Source organism: Variovorax sp. Sphag1AA, assembly GCF_014192575.1.
GTDB lineage: Bacteria > Pseudomonadota > Gammaproteobacteria > Burkholderiales > Burkholderiaceae_C > Variovorax.
On sequence record NZ_JACHYC010000016.1, the window covers coordinates 34943 to 51920 of the forward strand.

Annotated in this window: 19 protein-coding genes and 1 pseudogene; 11 read left to right on the forward strand and 9 right to left on the reverse strand. The window is 63.8% G+C overall.

Annotated elements, in window-relative coordinates; translation table 11 throughout:
* Positions 1-14: 14 nt before the first annotated feature.
* From FHW64_RS34025 to FHW64_RS34045, 5 genes are all read right to left on the reverse strand, one after another.
* Positions 15-962 carry a branched-chain amino acid ABC transporter permease gene (locus FHW64_RS34025; protein ID WP_184533892.1) on the reverse strand — a complete coding sequence of 316 codons (948 nt, stop codon included), beginning with the start codon at positions 960-962 and terminating at the stop codon, positions 15-17.
* A 4-nt stretch (positions 963-966) separates the two neighbouring features.
* On the reverse strand, positions 967-1881 hold the full coding sequence (locus FHW64_RS34030) for a branched-chain amino acid ABC transporter permease (protein ID WP_184533894.1): 915 nt from the start codon (positions 1879-1881) through the stop codon (positions 967-969).
* Complete coding sequence (locus FHW64_RS34035; protein WP_184533896.1) at positions 1878-2456, reverse strand: NADPH-dependent FMN reductase; 579 nt, start codon at positions 2454-2456, stop codon at positions 1878-1880. The genes FHW64_RS34030 and FHW64_RS34035 overlap by 4 nt, the downstream gene beginning before the upstream one ends.
* 20 nt (positions 2457-2476) lie before the next feature.
* A complete protein-coding gene (locus FHW64_RS34040) occupies positions 2477-3649 on the reverse strand; it encodes an ABC transporter substrate-binding protein (RefSeq protein ID WP_184533898.1) in 1173 nt (390 codons plus the stop codon).
* A gap of 107 nt (positions 3650-3756) precedes the next feature.
* Positions 3757-4296, reverse strand: a complete 540-nt coding sequence (locus FHW64_RS34045) for a DUF4863 family protein (RefSeq protein ID WP_184533901.1) — start codon at positions 4294-4296, stop codon at positions 3757-3759.
* 256 nt (positions 4297-4552) lie between these two features.
* Here FHW64_RS34045 and FHW64_RS34050 point away from each other — a divergent pair, with 256 nt between their 5' ends.
* From FHW64_RS34050 to FHW64_RS34090, 9 genes are read left to right on the forward strand one after another with little or no spacing between them, the layout of a single operon-like run.
* Complete coding sequence (locus FHW64_RS34050) at positions 4553-6034, forward strand: 2-hydroxymuconic semialdehyde dehydrogenase (RefSeq protein ID WP_184533903.1); 1482 nt, start codon at positions 4553-4555, stop codon at positions 6032-6034.
* Between the two features lie 9 nt (positions 6035-6043).
* Entirely contained in the window at positions 6044-6481 is a 438-nt protein-coding gene (locus FHW64_RS34055; RefSeq protein WP_184533905.1) for a RidA family protein, read from the forward strand.
* A 23-nt stretch (positions 6482-6504) separates the two neighbouring features.
* Positions 6505-7074, forward strand: a complete 570-nt coding sequence (locus FHW64_RS34060; protein WP_184533907.1) for a 3-hydroxyanthranilate 3,4-dioxygenase — start codon at positions 6505-6507, stop codon at positions 7072-7074.
* A gap of 36 nt (positions 7075-7110) precedes the next feature.
* Positions 7111-8112 (forward strand): amidohydrolase family protein, encoded by a 1002-nt coding sequence (locus tag FHW64_RS34065; RefSeq protein ID WP_184533909.1) that lies wholly within the window; start codon positions 7111-7113, stop codon positions 8110-8112.
* 26 nt (positions 8113-8138) lie between these two features.
* Positions 8139-8948 (forward strand): 2-keto-4-pentenoate hydratase, encoded by an 810-nt coding sequence (gene mhpD / locus FHW64_RS34070; protein ID WP_184533911.1) that lies wholly within the window; start codon positions 8139-8141, stop codon positions 8946-8948.
* Positions 8945-9712 (forward strand): 2-keto-4-pentenoate hydratase, encoded by a 768-nt coding sequence (locus FHW64_RS34075; protein ID WP_184533919.1) that lies wholly within the window; start codon positions 8945-8947, stop codon positions 9710-9712. The genes mhpD and FHW64_RS34075 overlap by 4 nt, the downstream gene beginning before the upstream one ends.
* A 45-nt stretch (positions 9713-9757) precedes the next feature.
* Positions 9758-10717: an acetaldehyde dehydrogenase (acetylating) gene (locus FHW64_RS34080; protein WP_184533921.1), complete on the forward strand. Its 960-nt coding sequence runs from the start codon at positions 9758-9760 to the stop codon at positions 10715-10717.
* Entirely contained in the window at positions 10714-11772 is a 1059-nt protein-coding gene (gene dmpG, locus FHW64_RS34085; RefSeq protein WP_184533923.1) for a 4-hydroxy-2-oxovalerate aldolase, read from the forward strand. The genes FHW64_RS34080 and dmpG overlap by 4 nt, the downstream gene beginning before the upstream one ends.
* A gap of 9 nt (positions 11773-11781) precedes the next feature.
* Entirely contained in the window at positions 11782-12276 is a 495-nt protein-coding gene (locus tag FHW64_RS34090) for an Ohr family peroxiredoxin (protein WP_184533925.1), read from the forward strand.
* A gap of 422 nt (positions 12277-12698) precedes the next feature.
* Here FHW64_RS34090 and FHW64_RS34095 read toward each other — a convergent pair.
* The 4 genes and pseudogenes from FHW64_RS34095 to FHW64_RS34110 form a co-directional block, all read right to left on the reverse strand.
* Positions 12699-13318 (reverse strand): annotated as a pseudogene (locus FHW64_RS34095) (tyrosine-type recombinase/integrase).
* Between the two features lie 612 nt (positions 13319-13930).
* Positions 13931-14146 (reverse strand): DUF3606 domain-containing protein, encoded by a 216-nt coding sequence (locus FHW64_RS34100; RefSeq protein WP_184533927.1) that lies wholly within the window; start codon positions 14144-14146, stop codon positions 13931-13933.
* A 131-nt stretch (positions 14147-14277) separates the two neighbouring features.
* Positions 14278-14526: a hypothetical protein gene (locus FHW64_RS34105; protein WP_184533929.1), complete on the reverse strand. Its 249-nt coding sequence runs from the start codon at positions 14524-14526 to the stop codon at positions 14278-14280.
* A 242-nt stretch (positions 14527-14768) separates the two neighbouring features.
* Complete coding sequence (locus FHW64_RS34110) at positions 14769-15617, reverse strand: ferredoxin--NADP reductase (protein WP_184533931.1); 849 nt, start codon at positions 15615-15617, stop codon at positions 14769-14771.
* Between the two features lie 205 nt (positions 15618-15822).
* Here FHW64_RS34110 and FHW64_RS34115 point away from each other — a divergent pair, with 205 nt between their 5' ends.
* Both FHW64_RS34115 and FHW64_RS34120 read left to right on the forward strand, forming a co-directional pair.
* A complete protein-coding gene (locus FHW64_RS34115; protein ID WP_260306562.1) occupies positions 15823-16203 on the forward strand; it encodes a hypothetical protein in 381 nt (126 codons plus the stop codon).
* Between the two features lie 19 nt (positions 16204-16222).
* Positions 16223-16588: a PspC domain-containing protein gene (locus tag FHW64_RS34120; RefSeq protein ID WP_311733436.1), complete on the forward strand. Its 366-nt coding sequence runs from the start codon at positions 16223-16225 to the stop codon at positions 16586-16588.
* The last annotated feature ends 390 nt before the right edge of the window (positions 16589-16978 follow it).

Consider the following 16978-nt stretch of genomic DNA (forward strand, 5'->3'; position numbering starts at 1 on the left):
TGTGTTCCTCCAGTTCAATCGTGCTGACGTCGCGACAGAAGGCTCGCGATGCCGTTGCGCGAGAAGATGACGATGCCGAGCAGAAGCACTCCGAGCGGCAGTTGCCAGTAGATCGTGTAGGTCGCGAGGATCTCTTCAAGAAGCAGCAGGATGAACGCGCCGAGGATGCCGCCGTACACGTAGCCCACGCCGCCGACGATCACCATCACCATCAACGCGCCCGATTGCGTCCAGAACATGAGGCTCGGGCTCACCATGCCGTTCTGGTTGGCGATCAACGCGCCACCGAGGCCGGCGATCGCGCCTGCGATCACGAAGGCGATGAGCTTGTAGCGAAAGACCGGGAAGCCGATCGCTTCGGTGCGCTGCTCGTTCTCCTTGGTCGCCTGCAGCACACGGCCGAAGCGTGAGTTGACGAGGGATTGCACGAAGGCCAGCACCGTCAGCAGCAGGGCCAGCACCACGTAGTAGAAGACCGTGTCCTGCGAAAGGTCGAGCCCCGAGGTCATCGACGATCGCTGGCTGATGGGCAGCCCATCGTCGCCACCGTAGTCCGCCAGCGAGACGAACATGTAGTGAAGCATCTGGGCGAACGCCAGCGTGATCATGATGAAGTAGACGCCATGCGTGCGAAGGCTGATCGCCCCGATGATGGCTGCCGCCAGTGCGGCGACGAGCATGGCCAGCGGCCAGGCGAGCCATGCTGCATGGAACCCGTGGTGAGCGAGGATCCCCACCGCGTAGCCTCCCAGGCCGAAGAAGGCCGCATGCCCGAAGCACACCATCCCGCCGAATCCGATGAGAAGGTTGAGGCTCGTCGCGACGATGCCGAAGATCATGATGCGGGTGAGCACGCCGACGTAGAACTCATGGTCGAGCGCCGATGCCGCGAAGGGCATGACGACCGCGAGAAGCAGCAGCCCTGCGGCCAGCGGAATGCGGACGGATTGATGAAGCGTCATGGTGTCATCCCCTGGCAGGAAAGAGGCCGCGTGGCTTGAAGAAGAGCACGGCAGCCATCAGCACGTAGATCAGCATGGACGCCGCCGTGGGGCCGAGGCCCGATGCCACCGTGGGCGAGAAGAAGACGCCGAACAGGGCGGGCAGGGCGGTGCGCCCGACGGTGTCGACCAGCCCCACCAGCAGGGCGCCGACGAGCGCACCCCGGATCGAGCCGATGCCGCCGATCACGACCACCACGAACGCGAGGATCAGGATGCTTTCGCCCATACCCACCTGCACGGCCAGCAGCGGACCGAGCATGGCGCCGGCCAGGCCGCAGAGCAGCGCGCCGAACCCGAAGACATAGGTGAAGAGTCGCCTGATGTCCACGCCCATCGCGGTCGCCATCTCGCGGTTGGATGCACCGGCGCGCACCCACATGCCCATCCGGGTGCGCGCGACGATCAGGTAGAGCGCGATCGCGACCACGATGCCGACGCCGATGACCAGCAGCCGGTAGGCGGGGTATGAAACGCCGCCGCCCACGGCGATCGGTCCCGAGAGCGCCTCGGGAATGTTCAGCTTGATCGGTTGCGCACCCCACACCAGCCGTACGACTTCGTTGCTCACGAGAATGAGCGCGAAGGTCGCGAGAACCTGCGACAGGTGGTCGCGTCGGTAGAGAGTTCGCAGCACGGAGACCTCGAGCAGCATGCCGATCGCGGCCGTGGACAGCAGCGCGACGGGAACGGCGACCAGGAAGGAGCCCGTTGCATTGACGAGGGTCGCCGTGAGGTACGCGCCGAACATGTACAGCGATCCGTGCGCGAGGTTGATCATGTCCATGATGCCGAACACCAGCGTCAGCCCGGCGGCCAGCAGGAACAGCATCAGGCCGAACTGGAGTCCGTTGAGCGAGGATTCGTACAGTGCGCTCATGGTGCGTCGCTCCTGCGGGCGCTCGCCACGAGCTGGGTCATCAGCTGAACCGTCAGCTTCTCCGAGAGGGCGTTGGTCAGCCTTCCGGATTCGTCGAAGGCATGCTGTGCACCTGCCACCAGGACCTCGTCCGCCAACACGTGCGCGCCCATCTTGCTCAGGATGCCGCGCAGATGGGCCACCGAACGCACGCCGCCGAAGGGCCCGGGCGATGCGGCCACCAGGCCCACCGTCTTGCCCCGAAAGAGCGTGAGGCCGTCGAGGCCGTCCGCCGGGCGCGAGGCCCAGTCGAGCACGTTCTTCAGCAGGGCGGTGACCGATCCGTTGTGCTCCGGCGATGCCACCAGGAATGCCTGGTGCTCGCCGAGGAGCGCGCGAAACCGGATCGCAGCCTCGGGCAATCCGTTCGTTGCTTCGTCGTCGCCGTCGTAGATCGGCATGGGGAAGTCCCGCAGGTCGACCAGCGTCACGTCGGCGCCCATGGTGCGCCCGTGCTCGGCTGCTACCGCCGCGAGTTGCCTGTTGAAAGAGCCGGTGCGCGAACTGCCGGCAAACGCGAGGATCCTGGGTTTCATGATTCGTTTCCCGCTGCCGGTCAGAGCGGCTTCATCTTGCATTCGCCGGCGTAGCTGTCGGTGTGCGAATCGATGATTCGCGAGACGGTCTTGTTGGTGACGACACCGTTGGCATCCTTCTGGATCTGGCGCAGGTAGAAGCTGTTGATCGGGAACTGGTTCGAGTTGAACTTGAAGCTTCCTCGCGCCGAGTCGAAGCGAGCCGCCGCAAGCGCCGCGTGCAGTGCCTTCTTGTCTTCGACGTTCCCCTTGACGTCGCCGACCGCGCGATCGATGAGCCGCGCGACGTCATAGCCCTGGAACGCGTACATCGAGGGCGTGCGCTTGTACTGGGCCCGGAAGGCCGCCACGAACTTCCTGTTGGCGGCGTTGTCGAGGTCCCAGGCCCAATGGGAAGAGTTGTAGAGGCCGACCATCGGATCGCCGACGGCCTGGATCGTGTCCTCGTCGGCGGAATAGCCGGGCACGAAGTAGGGCAGGTCCTTGCCCAGGCCCGATGCGTTGAACTGCTTGAGGAAGTTCGTTCCCATCGAGCCGGGGAGGAAGAAGAAGACCGCATCCGGCTTGGCTGCGCGGATCTGCGACAGCTCGGAAGCGAAATCCAGTTCGCCGAGCTTGACGTACGACTCCTGCGCGATCTTGCCCTTGAAGTAGCGCTTGAAGCCGGCGAGGTTCTCGCGACCGCCGGCGTAGTTGGGCGCGAGGATGAAGACGTTCTTGAACCCCTTCTCCGTCATGTACGTGCCCATGGCTTCGGCCTGGCCGTCGTTCTGCCACGAGAGGCCGAAGAAGTACGGGTTGCACTGTGCGCCTGCGAGGGACGCGGGGCCCGCGGCTGCACTGACGTAGAAGGTCTTGGCCGCGAAGGTCGGTGCGCCCACCGCGAGCATGACGTTGGAGTAGACGACTCCCGTCATGAAGTCCACCTTGTCGCGCTTGAGCATGCGATCGACGATCTGCTTGCCGACGTCGGGGCTTGCCTGGTCGTCGCCTTCGACGACTTCCACGGGCAGGCCGCCGATCTTCCCGTCGGTCTCCTTGAGTGCGAGGCGAAAGCCGTCCCGTATCTCGATGCCGAGCCCGGACAAGGGCCCGGAGAGCGTGCTGACAAAGCCGATCTTGATCTTGTCGGCAGCCTGTGCGCTGAAGGAAAGAGCAAGCAGGGCGGGAAGGGCGAGCGGTGCGAGCTTCATGGTGTGTTCCTGATGGACGAGTGGAGACCTGCGGAGCCGATCCGCAGCGCGTGTGAAAAAGGGTGCTGATGGATGCGCCCGGTCAGGACCGGGCGGAGGCGCAGTGCCTAGGGGGCAGGCGGGTCCGTGTATTCGATCTCGCCGCCTGGCAGGAAGAAGAGCAGCGTGACCGTGCCGCCGGTGACGGTCGGGTAGTGGCGGCTGTGGGGTGGGAAGACCCTCCAGCCCGCGCCATGCCCGCAGAACTGGCCCGTGGCGTCGACGGGGCCGATCATGTTGATCTCGCCGCGAGGGTGCCGGTGGTAGTTGCCCAGCACGTTCCGGAGCTTGCCGCTCTCCACGGTGAAGCCGTGTGTCAGTGGAGAGGCTTCCGCAATGCGGCCGCGACGATAGTCGGGGCCGGTGATCTCGCTGTAGCAGGCCCAGCCTTCGTCAATGCCGTGACGCAGGAGCTTCAGCAGCGTGGCGAATCGCTCGGTGTGTGGACCGTAGTGGTCGTTGATGCGCGATTCGAGTTCGGGGCCCAGCGGCTGGTCGCCGACGAAGGCGAGGAACTCGTACGCCGCCTGCAGCATGGCGGCCTTGTGAGGGCCCGTCGGCAATGCGGACGTCCCGTGGCTGGTGGCGCTAAGTTCGTGTGGATTCATCCTGGGCCTCTGCTTCATGACAGTTCGGCGGAAGCATAAGAGGCCATCCGTGCCGGTGGTAATGAATGTTCGGGCCGTGGATATTCCAAACGCTCATGGCAAGGCGCGCGGGGCGATGAAGCGATGCGGATCCGGTATGAAGGACGGTTATAGACGATCGCGAGAGATTGATTATCCAGAGCCGGTCTGCGTGACTAAAGTTTCTTCCAACCGCGATCCACTCCAGCCAGAGAGCGGTCACCAAGAGAACTTCACCATGCAACAGACTCTGACCCTACCTGCCTCGCTCAGCCCGACGTTGAACTATGTGAACGGCGAGTTCGTCGCCACGGACAAATGGTTCTCGAACAGATCGCCCGTCAATGGCGAGGTGATCGCGGACGTCAGCGAAGCCGATTCGGCGCTCGTCGACCAGGCGGTGCGCGCGGCACGCGCGGCACTCGATGGCCCGTGGGGCGCTTTCTCGCCCGCGGAGCGCGCCGCAATCCTGCAGCGCGTCGCCGACGGCATCGAGCGCCGCTTCGACGACTTCATCGCTGCCGAGGTCGCGGATACCGGCCGCCTGGTCGAGCAGGCGCGAAGCCTGGATGTCTACCGCGGCGTGGCCAACTTCCGTACCTTCGCCGACCTCATGAAGGTCGCCGGCGGCGAGACCTTCGAGATGCGAACCCAGGAAGGCGAGCTGCTGAACTACACCGTACGCAAGCCGCACGGCGTCATCGGCATCATCTCGCCGTGGAACCTGCCGCTGCTGCTGCTGACATGGAAGGTGGCGCCGGCCCTGGCATGCGGCAACTGCGTGGTCGTCAAGCCTTCGGAGGAGACGCCGTCCTCCGCGACCTTGCTGGCAGAGGTGATGCACGAAGCGGGCGTGCCCAAGGGCGTCTTCAATCTGCTGCATGGCTTCGGGCCAGATTCGGCGGGCGAATTCCTCACACGGCATCCCTTGGTGGACGCCATCACGTTCACCGGCGAATCGCGCACCGGCGAAGCCATCATGAAGGTGGCGGCCGAAGGCGTGCGCGAAGTGTCGTTCGAGCTTGGCGGAAAGAACGCGGCGGTCGTCTTCGCGGACGCCGACTTCGAGGCGGCCGTCAACGGTGTGTTGAAGTCGAGCTTCACGAACTCGGGGCAGGTCTGCCTGTGCTCCGAGCGCGTCTTCGTCGAACGGCCGATCTTCGGTCGGTTCGTGGCTGCCCTCAAGCAGAAGGTGGAGTCGCTCGTGATCGGGTATCCGGACGAACCCGGCGTCGGCATGGGCTCGCTGATCTCGCATGGCCATCGGCAGAAGGTGCTGTCGTACTTCGAGCTCGCCGTGCAGGAAGGTGCCACGGTGGTCACCGGCGGCGGCGTGCCCTCGTTCGGTGATGCGCGGGACAACGGTGCCTACGTGCTTCCGACCATCTGGACCGGGCTCCCGGACAGCGCGCGCTGCAATGTCGAGGAAGTCTTCGGGCCGGTGTGCCACATCTCGCCCTTCGACACGGAGGAAGAGGTGGTCCGCCGCGTCAACGACAGCAAGTACGGATTGGCCGCGAGCGTCTGGACCACGAGCCTGAAGCGCGCACACAACGTGTCGCGGCGGCTCCACGTGGGCATCGCGTGGGTCAACACGTGGTTCACACGCGACCTTCGCACGCCTTTCGGCGGTGCCAAGCTTTCGGGCCTCGGCCGCGAGGGCGGGCGGCACTCGCTCGATTTCTATTCCGAGATCAGCAACATCAGCATCCAACTCTAGGACCCCATCATGAGTGCCATCCAGAGCCAGGTCGTCGAAGGAAAAGCCAAGCCTCGCGGCCGCTTTCCGCACTTTCGCCGCGCGGGCGATTTCATCTTCGTTTCCGGGACCAGTTCGCGCCGGCCGGACAACAGCTTCGAAGGCGTCGCGGTCGATGCGTTGGGGACCACGTCGCTCGACATCCGCGCGCAGACCCGCGCGGTCATCACGAACATCGAGGATGTGTTGCGAGCGGCCGGCGCGTCCTTGTCGGACGTGGTCGAGGCGTGCGCCTACCTGGTGAACATGAACGACTTCGGTGGCTACAACGAGGTCTACGGCGAGTTCTTCGACGAGAGCGGGCCGGCACGGACGACCGTGGCCGTGCACCAGCTGCCGCATCCGCATCTGCTGATCGAGATCAAGGTCGTCGCCTGGAAGCCGGTGGGCACCGACGCGAAGGTCTGAGCAACTTCCACACGAGGTCAACCATGTACAAGTACGGACACCCTCTCAACTTCCAGCGCTGGATCGACGACAACGCGCACCTGCTGAAACCGCCGGTCGGCAACCAGCAGATCTGGAAGGACAGCGATTTCCTGGTCACCGTCGTCGGCGGGCCGAACAAGCGAAGCGACTTCCATGACGATCCGATGGAGGAGTTCTTCTATCAGTTCAAGGGCAACGCGTATCTGCTAATCCTCGACCGGGGGAAGTACGACCGGGTCGACCTGAAGGAGGGCGACATGTTCCTGATGGCGCCGCATGTGCTGCACTCGCCGCAGCGGCCCGAGGTCGGGAGCGTGTGCCTGGTGGTCGAACGTCAACGTCCCCAGAACGACATCGACGCCTTTCAATGGAACTGCGCCTGCTGCGGCCATCTGGTCCAGCGGTACACGGTCCAGCTCAGGAGCATCGTCGCGGACCTGCCTCCGACGTACGAGCGCTTCTACGCGTCATCGGAGGCGGATCGCACCTGCCCGAACTGCGGCGAGGTCCACCCTGGGCGTGATGCCGCCGCGTGGCATCACACGCTCACCAGCCACCACGCGCTCGGCTAGTCGCAGGCATGTATGAAAACACGCAAGAAGATTGACATGCATGCGCATCACTTTCCGCGGCTCACGCGGGAGGAAGCGAACTTGCTGAGTGCCCAATCGGGTCCCTGGTTGCATATCGACGCTGGCGGCGATCACGGCCAGATCATGCGGGGCAGCGAGCCGTTCCGGCCGGTCGATCGCGTGCTGTGGGACGCACACGCACGTCTCGAAGACCTGGACCGGCAAGGCGTCGAGATCCAGATCAGTTGCGCAACGCCCATCATGTTCGGCTACAGCGCCGAACCCAATGTGGCTGCCGACTGGTGCGCGCGGATGAACGACCATGCGCTGACGTTCGCCAGCGCCGACCCCTCGCGGCTCAAGGTGCTCGCGCAGGTGCCCCTGCAGGACCTCGACCTAGCGTGCATCGAGGCGACACGCGCCACGCGCGCCGGACACGTCGGCGTCCAGATCGGGAACCACCTGGGCCATCGGGACATGGACGACGAACGGCTGGTGGCGTTCCTCACGCACTGCGCGCAGGAAGGCATCGCTGTCCTGGTCCATCCGTGGGACATGATGGGCGAAGGCCGCATGAAGAAGTGGATGCTGCCCTGGCTGGTCGCGATGCCGGCCGAGACGCAACTGGGCATGCTCTCGCTGATCCTGTCGGGTGCGTTTGAGCGCATTCCGAAGTCCTTGAAGATCTGCTTTGCCCATGGCGGCGGTGCATTCGCGTTCCTGCTCGGCAGGGTCGACAACGCGTGGAAGCACCGCGACATCGTTCGGGAGAACTGCCCGAACCTGCCGTCTTCCTACGTCGACCGCTTCCATGTCGACAGCGCGGTCTTCGAGCAGCGCTCCTTGCGCTTGCTGACGGAAGTGCACGGTACGAACCGCATCCTGCTCGGCTCCGACTACCCGTTCCCGCTGGGCGAGGCCCGTATCGGAACGCTGATCGAAGAGGCCGACTTCCTTTCCGAAGCAGATCGTTCCCGCATGCTCGCCGGCAACGCAGAAGAGTTCTTCTCGCTGTCCGATGCGTACGTGGAAGCGTGAATGCCGCCATCCCAGAGAGACCACAAGTGACGACTGACCAACTAGCCACAGCCGCCCGTTCGCTGCGCGATGCCGCCGCGTCCGGGCAATATCTACCGCCGTTGCGCGAGACCTATCCGACGCTGGACGCGAAGTCCGCCTACGAGATTCAGCGCATCAACACCGAGCATCGTGTCGCCAGCGGGCGGCGCATCGTCGGCCGCAAGATCGGATTGACCGCGCGCGCCGTGCAAACCCAGTTGGGCGTGAACCAGCCGGATTTCGGCGTCCTGTTCGACGACATGGGCTACGGCGACGGGGAGCCCGTGCCGTTGCTCGCGCTGCAGCAGCCGAAGATCGAGGCGGAAGTCGCTTTCGTGCTCGGCCGTGACCTGGACATGCCCTCGCCGTCCCAGGTCGATGTGATGCGTGCGATCGACCATGCATTGCCCGCGCTGGAAATCGTGGGCAGCCGCATTGCCAACTGGAGCATCAAGTTCGTCGACACCGTCGCGGACAACGCTTCGTCGAGCGCCTACGTGCTCGGCAGCACGCCCCGGCGTCTATCGGATTTCGACCTGCGGCTGTGTGGCATGGTGATGACCCGTCGTGGCGAACCTGTCTCCGTGGGCGCTGGTGCAGCCTGCCTTGGCAACCCGATCAACGCCGTGGTCTGGCTTGCACGGACCATGGCGGCGCTTGGCGAACCGCTGCGCGCCGGGGACCTGGTGCTGTCCGGCGCGCTGGGGCCCATGGTTCCGGTACTGCCTGGCGATGTCTTCGAGACACGCATCCACGGGCTCGGCGGGATCAAGGCCGTCTTCGAAGCGGCAAGCAACACCAAGGAGCAAGCATGAGCCGCATCCAGAACGTGGCGGAACTGCTGGACGACGCGGCACGTGCCGCCGGGTCGGTGTTCCAGATAGATCCTGATGGCCGGCTGTCGGTCGCCGATGCCTATGCAATCCAGGCCGCGTCGATCGAGCGTCGCGTGCAACGCGGCGAGCGACGCGTCGGTGTCAAGATGGGCTTCACCAGCCGCGCGAAGATGATCCAGATGGGCATCGACGATGTCATCTGGGGCCGCCTGTCGAGCGGCATGCAGGTTGAAGAAGGTTCGATGGTGAAGCGCTCCCGCTTCATCCATCCGAGGGTCGAGCCGGAGATCGCCTTTGTGTTGAAGAAGGAACTCGCCGGCGATGTCACGGCCGCGGAAGCCTTGGCCGCTGTCGAGGCGGTGGCCCCGGCGCTGGAGATCATCGATTCACGCTATCGCGACTTCAAGTTCAGCCTGACGGACGTGATCGCCGACAACGCATCTTCCAGTGGATTTATCGTCGGGGCCTGGAACGATCCGCGCCAGGACTTCAGCAACCTGGGGCTGACGATGAACATCGACGGTCGCACGGTGCAGGTCGGATCGACCGCGGCCATCCTTGGGCATCCGCTGCGCTCGCTCGTCGCCGCAGCGCGCCTGTCCGCCGCCGCCGGCGAGCCGCTCCGGGCGGGCTGGATCGTCATGGCAGGAGGTGCAACGCCCGCCGAGTGGATCGAGCCTGGCCAGTATGTCTCCATCGAGGTGGAGCGACTGGGCGTGGCCGGCTTTCATGTCGGGGAGTAGCTGCTCCCTAGCGCTCCGACCCACCCCTAAACCGAAGGAATCTTTGTGACTCAGAAACTGAAGGCCGCGATCATTGGTCCCGGTAACATCGGCACCGACCTGATGATCAAGGTCATGCGCAACAGCAAGCACCTGGAGATGGGTGCGATGGTCGGCGTGGATGCCGCGTCCGATGGCCTCGCGCGTGCAGCGCGCCTGGGCATCGCCACAACGTCCGACGGGCTGGATGGTCTGCTGAAGCTCGACGTCTTCGATGACATCGACATCGTGTTCGATGCGACCTCCGCAAACGCACACCAACGCCACAACGACGCGCTGGCGGCCCATGGTGTCCAGGTGATCGACCTGACGCCGGCGGCGATCGGACCGTACGTCATTCCCGCGATCAATCTGGATGCAGAGAACGCGAGCAACATCAACATGGTGACCTGCGGCGGGCAGGCCACCATCCCGATGGTCGCGGCCGTGTCGCAGGTCGCGAAGGTCCACTATGCCGAGATCGTCGCATCGATCTCGAGCAAGAGCGCCGGACCGGGGACGCGTGCCAACATCGACGAGTTCACCGAGACCACGAAGGCGGCCATCGAGAAGCTGGGCGGGGCCGAGCGCGGCAAGGCAATCATCGTGCTGAATCCTGCGGAACCGCCGCTGATCATGCGGGACACCGTGTTCGTCCTCTCCGAGCTGGCGGACCAGGCTGAAGTCGAGGCGAGCATCGCGAGGATGGTCGCCAAGGTCCAGGCGTACGTGCCCGGCTACCGGTTGAAGCAACGAGTGCAGTTCGACGTCGTCCCTGCGGACTGTCCGCTCAACGTGCCGAAGCTCGGGCCTCGCCATGGCCTCAAGACCTCCGTCTTCCTGGAGGTGGAGGGGGCCGCGCACTACCTACCGTCCTACGCCGGCAACCTCGACATCATGACCTCCGCCGCGCTTGCCTGCGGCGACATGATGGCCCAAAGACGCATCGCCGACGGCACCGCCCGCGGCCTCAAGGAGAAGGCATGAGCAACAACGAGCAGGGCATCGGCAAGAAGCTCTACATCAGCGACGTGACGCTGCGCGACGGCAGTCATGCGATCCGCCACCAATACAGCATCGCGCATGTCAAGGCCATCTCGGCCGCATTGGACGCGGCGGGCGTCGACAGCATCGAGGTCGCCCATGGCGATGGTCTGGAGGGTTCGAGCTTCAACTACGGCTTCGGCGCACACACGGACGTCGAATGGATCTCGGCAGTGGCCGAGACCGTCAGGACGGCAAAGGTCGCGACGCTCCTGCTGCCGGGCATCGGAACGACGCATGATCTTCGCAACGCATTCGACGCGGGAGCCCGGGTGGTTCGCGTCGCGATGCATTGCACCGAAGCCGATGTGTCCCGCCAGCATCTGGAGTACGCGCGCCATCTTGGGATGGACCCCGTCGGTTTCCTGATGATGAGCCACATGACCACGCCGCAAAAGCTGGCGGAGCAGGCGCGTCTCATGGAGAGCTACGGTGCGACCTGCGTCTATGTCGTCGATTCGGGCGGTGCGCTGGGCATGAGCGACGTGCGCGACCGATTCCGTGCGTTCAAGGACGTCCTGAAGCCAGAGACGCAGACCGGCATTCATGCGCATCACAACCTCAGCCTCGGCGTTGCCAATTCCATGGTGGCGGTGGAAGAGGGCTGCGACCGGATCGACGCGAGCCTGACCGGCATGGGCGCAGGAGCGGGCAATGCCCCGCTCGAGGTGTTCATCGCCGCGGCAGAGCGGCAGGGTTGGAATCACGGCACCAATCTCTACATGCTGATGGATGCGGCCGACGATCTTGTGCGCCCGCTCCAGGATCGGCCGGTGCGTGTCGACCGTGAAACGCTCGCGCTCGGCTACGCCGGCGTGTATTCGAGCTTCCTGCGGCATGCGGAGGCCGCGGCCGAGAAGTACGGCCTCAAGACCGTCGACATCCTCGTCGAGCTGGGCGCCCGGAAGATGGTGGGTGGGCAGGAGGACATGATCGTCGACGTAGCGCTCGACCTGCTGAAGTCCTCTTCATCAACCAACAAGCATCAACTTCCCTGACGCAAGTCCATGACCAAGCTCACCACACCTCCCGTATCGCTGCTCGATCTCTACCAGGGCGACACCATACTGCCTCTTTACTCGACCACCGTCGTCGTCGGCGGCGGCGAGGCGCGCCATGCGCGCTCCTCGGGGGTTGCACGGTCGGACGATGGAGAACTCGATCTCGTGTTGCGCCTGCCTAAGCAATTGGGTGGCAACGGAGGCGGGACCAACCCTGAACAGCTCTTTGCCGCAGGCTACGCGGCTTGCTTCCACGGCGCAATGACGTTGGTCGCCTTGAAGCGGAAAGTCCGATTGCCTGCTGATCTGGAAATCAAGGCTACTGTAACGTTCGGCCGTGATCCTGGGGACGGCTTGTTCCTAATCACCGCTGAACTCCAGGTCGCACTTCCTTCGATGAATGACGAAGAAGCCGATGAGCTCATCTCGGAAACTGAGAAGATCTGCCCTTACGCAAAGATGGCGAGTACCGGCTACCAGTCGAACATCAGGCGCATATAGGTCCGGGTGAAGTTGCTGAGCTCATCGGTAGTTCCCGTATCGGGCCATCCTCCGCTGGCGTTGACTCGGGAGAGAACGCTTGAAGGGCCGAGAGAGGGGCAAACGGCTGCCCTTCGGCAGCCGCATTGATAGGCGCGTCATGGCCCGGTATCGGCCAAGGAACTGAAGTGCTTGCGTACGTCTCGGTCGGTCATCGACGAAATACGTACGGCAAGGCTAGTTTCTTTGATGGGCAGTAAAGGCGGCTACGACGGACAGGAAGCCGCTCTCCCGTCCGATGACTGCTCAACTCAACCCAGCCGTTTCGATGATTGAGCTCTCCAATGCCGTTGTGCATCGGGTGCGGCCAGTTTGACAGGAACCACCTACTACTCCTGTCCGCCGCGAAGCGGCTGCGAACCGACCGCGCCTGACACGACGACCTACACGTCGAGCTGTTCAGCAATATCCAAAGCGTCGTCGACCTCGATGCCAAGGTACCTGACCGTGCTCTCAAGCTTGTTGTGACCCAACAAGATCTGCACCGCTCGCAGGTTCTTCGTCTTCTTGTAGATCATGGACGCCTTGGTGCGACGCATCGAGTGGGTGCCATACGCCGTCGTGTCCAGTCCGATTTCCTCTACCCAGCCATGAACGATCCTGGCGTATTGCCGGGTGCCAAGGTGAGAAGAGTCGTCAATCCGACTGGGAATACAAAGTCGTCGGGACGTAGGTGCTTGGAGCCAATCCACGCTATCAAAGAGTCGCGAGTTGTCTGGGTGATCTCGAACTGAACCGGCCTGTGAGTCTTCCGTTGCATGACCGTTACGCGATTGGCCACTCGGTCGCCATGGCAGACGTCACGCACGCGCAGCGAGACTAGGTCACAGCCCCGCAGCTTGCTGTCGAAGCCGAGGTTGAAAAGTGCCAGATCCCGGATACGTTTGCGTATCTCCAAGTGTGTTCGAATGGCCCAGACTTCTTTTGCCTTGAGCGGTGCCTTCTGGCCAATCAGCTTTCCCTTGTTCCAAGGTCCATGGGCGGAGGTGTCGTGCGATTCCATGATGCACTCCTTCTCAAAAGGATGGCAATGCCATCCTCCACCGAGGCCGCAGCCACCTGCGGCTGCTCACTGGAGCCGTCCACCATGTTGAATGCTACAGAGAGGCCCCGGGCAAGGGGCGTCGCCGCCACGTGCTCACCTTAGCTGAGCTAGGCAACGCGACGCGGTAAGCACGCTGAGGCCGGGCACAGCGGTCCGCTCACGAGCGGTGTGGCGCACAACCAGCGGCCCACGCACCTGGGGCAGCGTTGTTGGCAGTGGCATGCAGGGACGCGGCATGGGACAGGGCCGTCACTCAGACCCGGACTAGCAGCAGTGGCGCAATGAGCAGCTTCAGCGTTTCGACGACGACTTCGAGGCGTTTCGACGCGAGCGATACGGGAAGTTTGCCAGTGAGTTCGACGCTTGGCGCAGCAATCGCGCGAGCCAGAATCCCTCGATTGAAGGCAGCCCGCCGGCAGCCAGACAGGAACGCCCGCCGCGAGCGGCAACGCTTCCGAAATGGTCGGTGGACGCTCGGAAGACTCTTCCTCGTCGAAGCAGCACGGTTAAGCGGCGTTCGGAGCGCCACTCAGCCACGGATCTACGCATGATGAGCGCAGACTCAAACGCCTAGACGTGACGCGGGAGTTGGCCCAAACCCCGCGCCCATCTGCGTTTGGCCAAATGCCTTCGTACCTTTTCCGCCGAAGATCCAACGGCGGCAACCGCTTCGCGCAGTTCTCTTTCCGAACAGCCCAACGATCTCGTCCAAGTACATACGTCTTGCTCGTCGTCGAGCGTGATCCGCTGGCCCTTCAGCGGCTTGTTATCGGGAATTTCGTGCATGGTAGTGGTTCGATTCAGCTCGCGTGTGCGCCCATTGCGCACCCCGGCGCAACCCAGGAATTCGACGCGCTCAACGGCGTTTCCTTCGAGACAAGCGTGTCTTCCCGCATACTCGCAAGACCCGCTGACATTCAACTGGACGTCGCGGGGTGACGCGAAAGAAAGTCGCGTATCCAACGACGACCTTTGTCGGCGAGCACCGTTCGCGCCGAGGCATCGTCACCGACGCTCTTGGCAATCGAAAGCCGGCACATGGTGGCTCCGGCGAGCGCGATCACGGCCGTGTAGTACGGGCTTCCGTCCCGGATGACCTCCATCGTCCAATCTTCGGGCGCGCGCAACTCGGGCCGCGGTGCAGGCCCCGTTTTGTCGAGATTCAAAGTGTTTCCCTCCGCGGGCAATCGCGCCCGCATATGGACCATCGGAGCCGGCCATGAACAGCGTGTGAACATGGACTCAGCTATGAGGACATTGAGGGCTGCTGTGTTGCGCGGGCGCTGCCCGTTGCCGGCCGTCATCCAGGAGGATATTGATGTTGTGGCAGCCGCTGCCGACGTCGCGAGCATTGCATCGTTGCGGCCCTCCAGCACGTCATGCGAAGCCCCTCGGATGCACTGCGTGCCTACTTGTCGACGAAGGCACGTTCGATCACGTACTGCCCTGGCCGGCTCATGTTGCCTTCGGCACATCCGAACTTCTCGAGCACTGCCCGGGTGTCGGCGAGCATCGCCGGGCTGCCGCACAGCATGAAGCGGTCCCCCCCGCGGTCAATGGGCGCAAGGCCGAGGCGACGGCTCAGTTCGCCGCTCTCCAAAAGGCCCGGAATCCGGCCCTGCTGAACGAACGGCTCGCGTGTCACGGTGGGGTAATACAGGAGCCGGTCGATGACCGCCCCGCCGATCCATGGATCTCGCGGGAGCTCCTCGTCAATGAGTTGCCGGTACGCCAGTTCCGCGACCCGGCGGCAGCCGTGCACGAGCACGATCTTCTCGAACAGGGAGTAGACCTCTGGATCTCGCACGATGCTCATGAAGGGCGCGAGGCCAGTGCCGGTGGCCAGGAGGTAGAGCACCCGACCGGGCAGCAGGTTTTCCACCAGCAGGGTGCCCGAGGGCTTGCGTCCGACCAGCACCGTGTCGCCGCACTGCACATGCTGCAGCCGCGAGGTGAGGGCGCCGTCCGGCACCTTGATGCTCAGGAACTCGAGCGTGTCGACATAGGGCGAGCTTGCCATGCTGTAGGCGCGCAGCAGCGGCCGGCCGTCGACATCGAGCCCGATCATGGTGAACTGCCCGCTATGAAATCGAAAGCCCGCGTCGCGCGTGGTGGTGAACGAGAATAGGCGATCGGTCCAGTGATGGACCGACAGCACCTTCGCCTCGTACAAGTTGCCAGGGCTTGCGCGAGTCGCGGCGCGCGGCGCCCGAGCCACTGCTGTTGGCGTCGACTGCTGGAGATTGGCTTGCGTCATGCTTGGAGCTTCCGTCTCCCGACGCGCTTGCGCTTTGATGCTGATCAACGATGACGCAGAGTGGATCGGGTGCCGCCCGCGTCGCTTCCATACTGCACGAAGACGAAGATCACCCGTTTAAACGGATTCGGAATTGCGAGGCGCGTATCCTGATCCAGTAGCCACTCGTTCCGATCGAGCTCGATGCTCCGACCGGACTGATCAAATGGGCGCGCGACCTTGCCTGTTCGCACCCGCCTCCACGCGGGCTTGGGCAAAGGCGGTCGCGAGCCACATGGATCTCGTGCTGTCGCCCCTCGAAGAACGCGAGTTCGAGGATGGTGAGCACAAGTCACTGTGTTTCGATGATTGTGCTGCCATCCCCCAAGGGCGCGACCGGCCCCAGAGGGTGGATGAACTGCCCGTCGAAGGCACTCAGTGCGCGCACCAGGTTCCGCTAGCGGGTTTCGAACGAACGCCTTCGCACATCGCGCTGCTCGAAGACTGGTTGCGCAGCTACCAGCCTGCGGAACTCTTTGACGAGTTGGCACGCGGGTTGGCGCTCATGCGATGGGCGCCGACCCGCTGGGTCGCGAGCCAGCGTTGACAGCGCGCAATCCGCCGATATGAGCGAGGGGCATCATGAAGGCGTCGAAGATTTTGGCGGAGAGATCATGTCCCTAAGTGAAGAAATCGACCGTTTGGCTGAATTGCACGGGCGCGGCGTGCTTTCGGACGAGGAGTTCGCGCGCGCCAAGTCGCACTTGTTGGGTGCCGGGAGCCGGGCATCCGGACAATCGTGGGCGTCGGCCGTCAATGCGCTGCGCCGTAGCCGGAGCGAGCGCTGGATTGCCGGCGTGTGCGGTGGCCTGGCTCAGGCGACCGCCCTGGAGGTCTGGGTATGGCGACTCATCTTCGCCGCGCTGTTGTTCTGCGGCGGCGCGGGGCTGGTGGCGTACTTGCTGCTTTGGATCTTCGTGCCAAGCGAGTGATGATCAACCACGGCACGCCTCCCGCCAACCTTCACACTGGACCCTTTGCCAGATCGAGTGCTTGCAACGGCCCGAGCGAACACGCACTGTCGCAACCGGGCGGGACGTGCCCTTCTTTATTCGAGACGGCAACCAACGGGTGCACGGGGTCAAGGCCACGCGCCCGGCTGTGTCAGCACAGGCCCGCACGGGTCGGAGATTCGATGCGAGGATGCGCTGGCACCGATCGACGGCGGCCCGCTTCCAAGGGAGATGGTGAACGTTGCACCGTGCGGATCGTGCAGCTCTGCCTCAATGACCTGCCCCCTGCCGCCGTGCCGTTCATAACGAGGAAGTCCGGGGTTGCAAGACTAATTGATCTCTGTGGTGATTGAAGTGGTTTGAGCTGAA

Bases quoted from the DNA above. Each gene is read 5' to 3' on its own strand.
- FHW64_RS34025 (WP_184533892.1), bottom strand. From the start codon at position 962: ATGACGCTTCATCAATCCGTCCGCATTCCGCTGGCCGCAGGGCTGCTG.
- FHW64_RS34030 (WP_184533894.1), bottom strand. From the start codon at position 1,881: ATGAGCGCACTGTACGAATCCTCGCTCAACGGACTCCAGTTCGGCCTG.
- FHW64_RS34035 (WP_184533896.1), bottom strand. From the start codon at position 2,456: ATGAAACCCAGGATCCTCGCGTTTGCCGGCAGTTCGCGCACCGGCTCT.
- FHW64_RS34040 (WP_184533898.1), bottom strand. From the start codon at position 3,649: ATGAAGCTCGCACCGCTCGCCCTTCCCGCCCTGCTTGCTCTTTCCTTC.
- FHW64_RS34045 (WP_184533901.1), bottom strand. From the start codon at position 4,296: ATGAATCCACACGAACTTAGCGCCACCAGCCACGGGACGTCCGCATTG.
- FHW64_RS34050 (WP_184533903.1), top strand. From the start codon at position 4,553: ATGCAACAGACTCTGACCCTACCTGCCTCGCTCAGCCCGACGTTGAAC.
- FHW64_RS34055 (WP_184533905.1), top strand. From the start codon at position 6,044: ATGAGTGCCATCCAGAGCCAGGTCGTCGAAGGAAAAGCCAAGCCTCGC.
- FHW64_RS34060 (WP_184533907.1), top strand. From the start codon at position 6,505: ATGTACAAGTACGGACACCCTCTCAACTTCCAGCGCTGGATCGACGAC.
- FHW64_RS34065 (WP_184533909.1), top strand. From the start codon at position 7,111: ATGCATGCGCATCACTTTCCGCGGCTCACGCGGGAGGAAGCGAACTTG.
- FHW64_RS34075 (WP_184533919.1), top strand. From the start codon at position 8,945: ATGAGCCGCATCCAGAACGTGGCGGAACTGCTGGACGACGCGGCACGT.
- dmpG (WP_184533923.1), top strand. From the start codon at position 10,714: ATGAGCAACAACGAGCAGGGCATCGGCAAGAAGCTCTACATCAGCGAC.
- FHW64_RS34090 (WP_184533925.1), top strand. From the start codon at position 11,782: ATGACCAAGCTCACCACACCTCCCGTATCGCTGCTCGATCTCTACCAG.
- FHW64_RS34100 (WP_184533927.1), bottom strand. From the start codon at position 14,146: ATGCACGAAATTCCCGATAACAAGCCGCTGAAGGGCCAGCGGATCACG.
- FHW64_RS34110 (WP_184533931.1), bottom strand. From the start codon at position 15,617: ATGACGCAAGCCAATCTCCAGCAGTCGACGCCAACAGCAGTGGCTCGG.
- FHW64_RS34115 (WP_260306562.1), top strand. From the start codon at position 15,823: ATGGGCGCGCGACCTTGCCTGTTCGCACCCGCCTCCACGCGGGCTTGG.
- FHW64_RS34120 (WP_311733436.1), top strand. From the start codon at position 16,223: ATGAGCGAGGGGCATCATGAAGGCGTCGAAGATTTTGGCGGAGAGATC.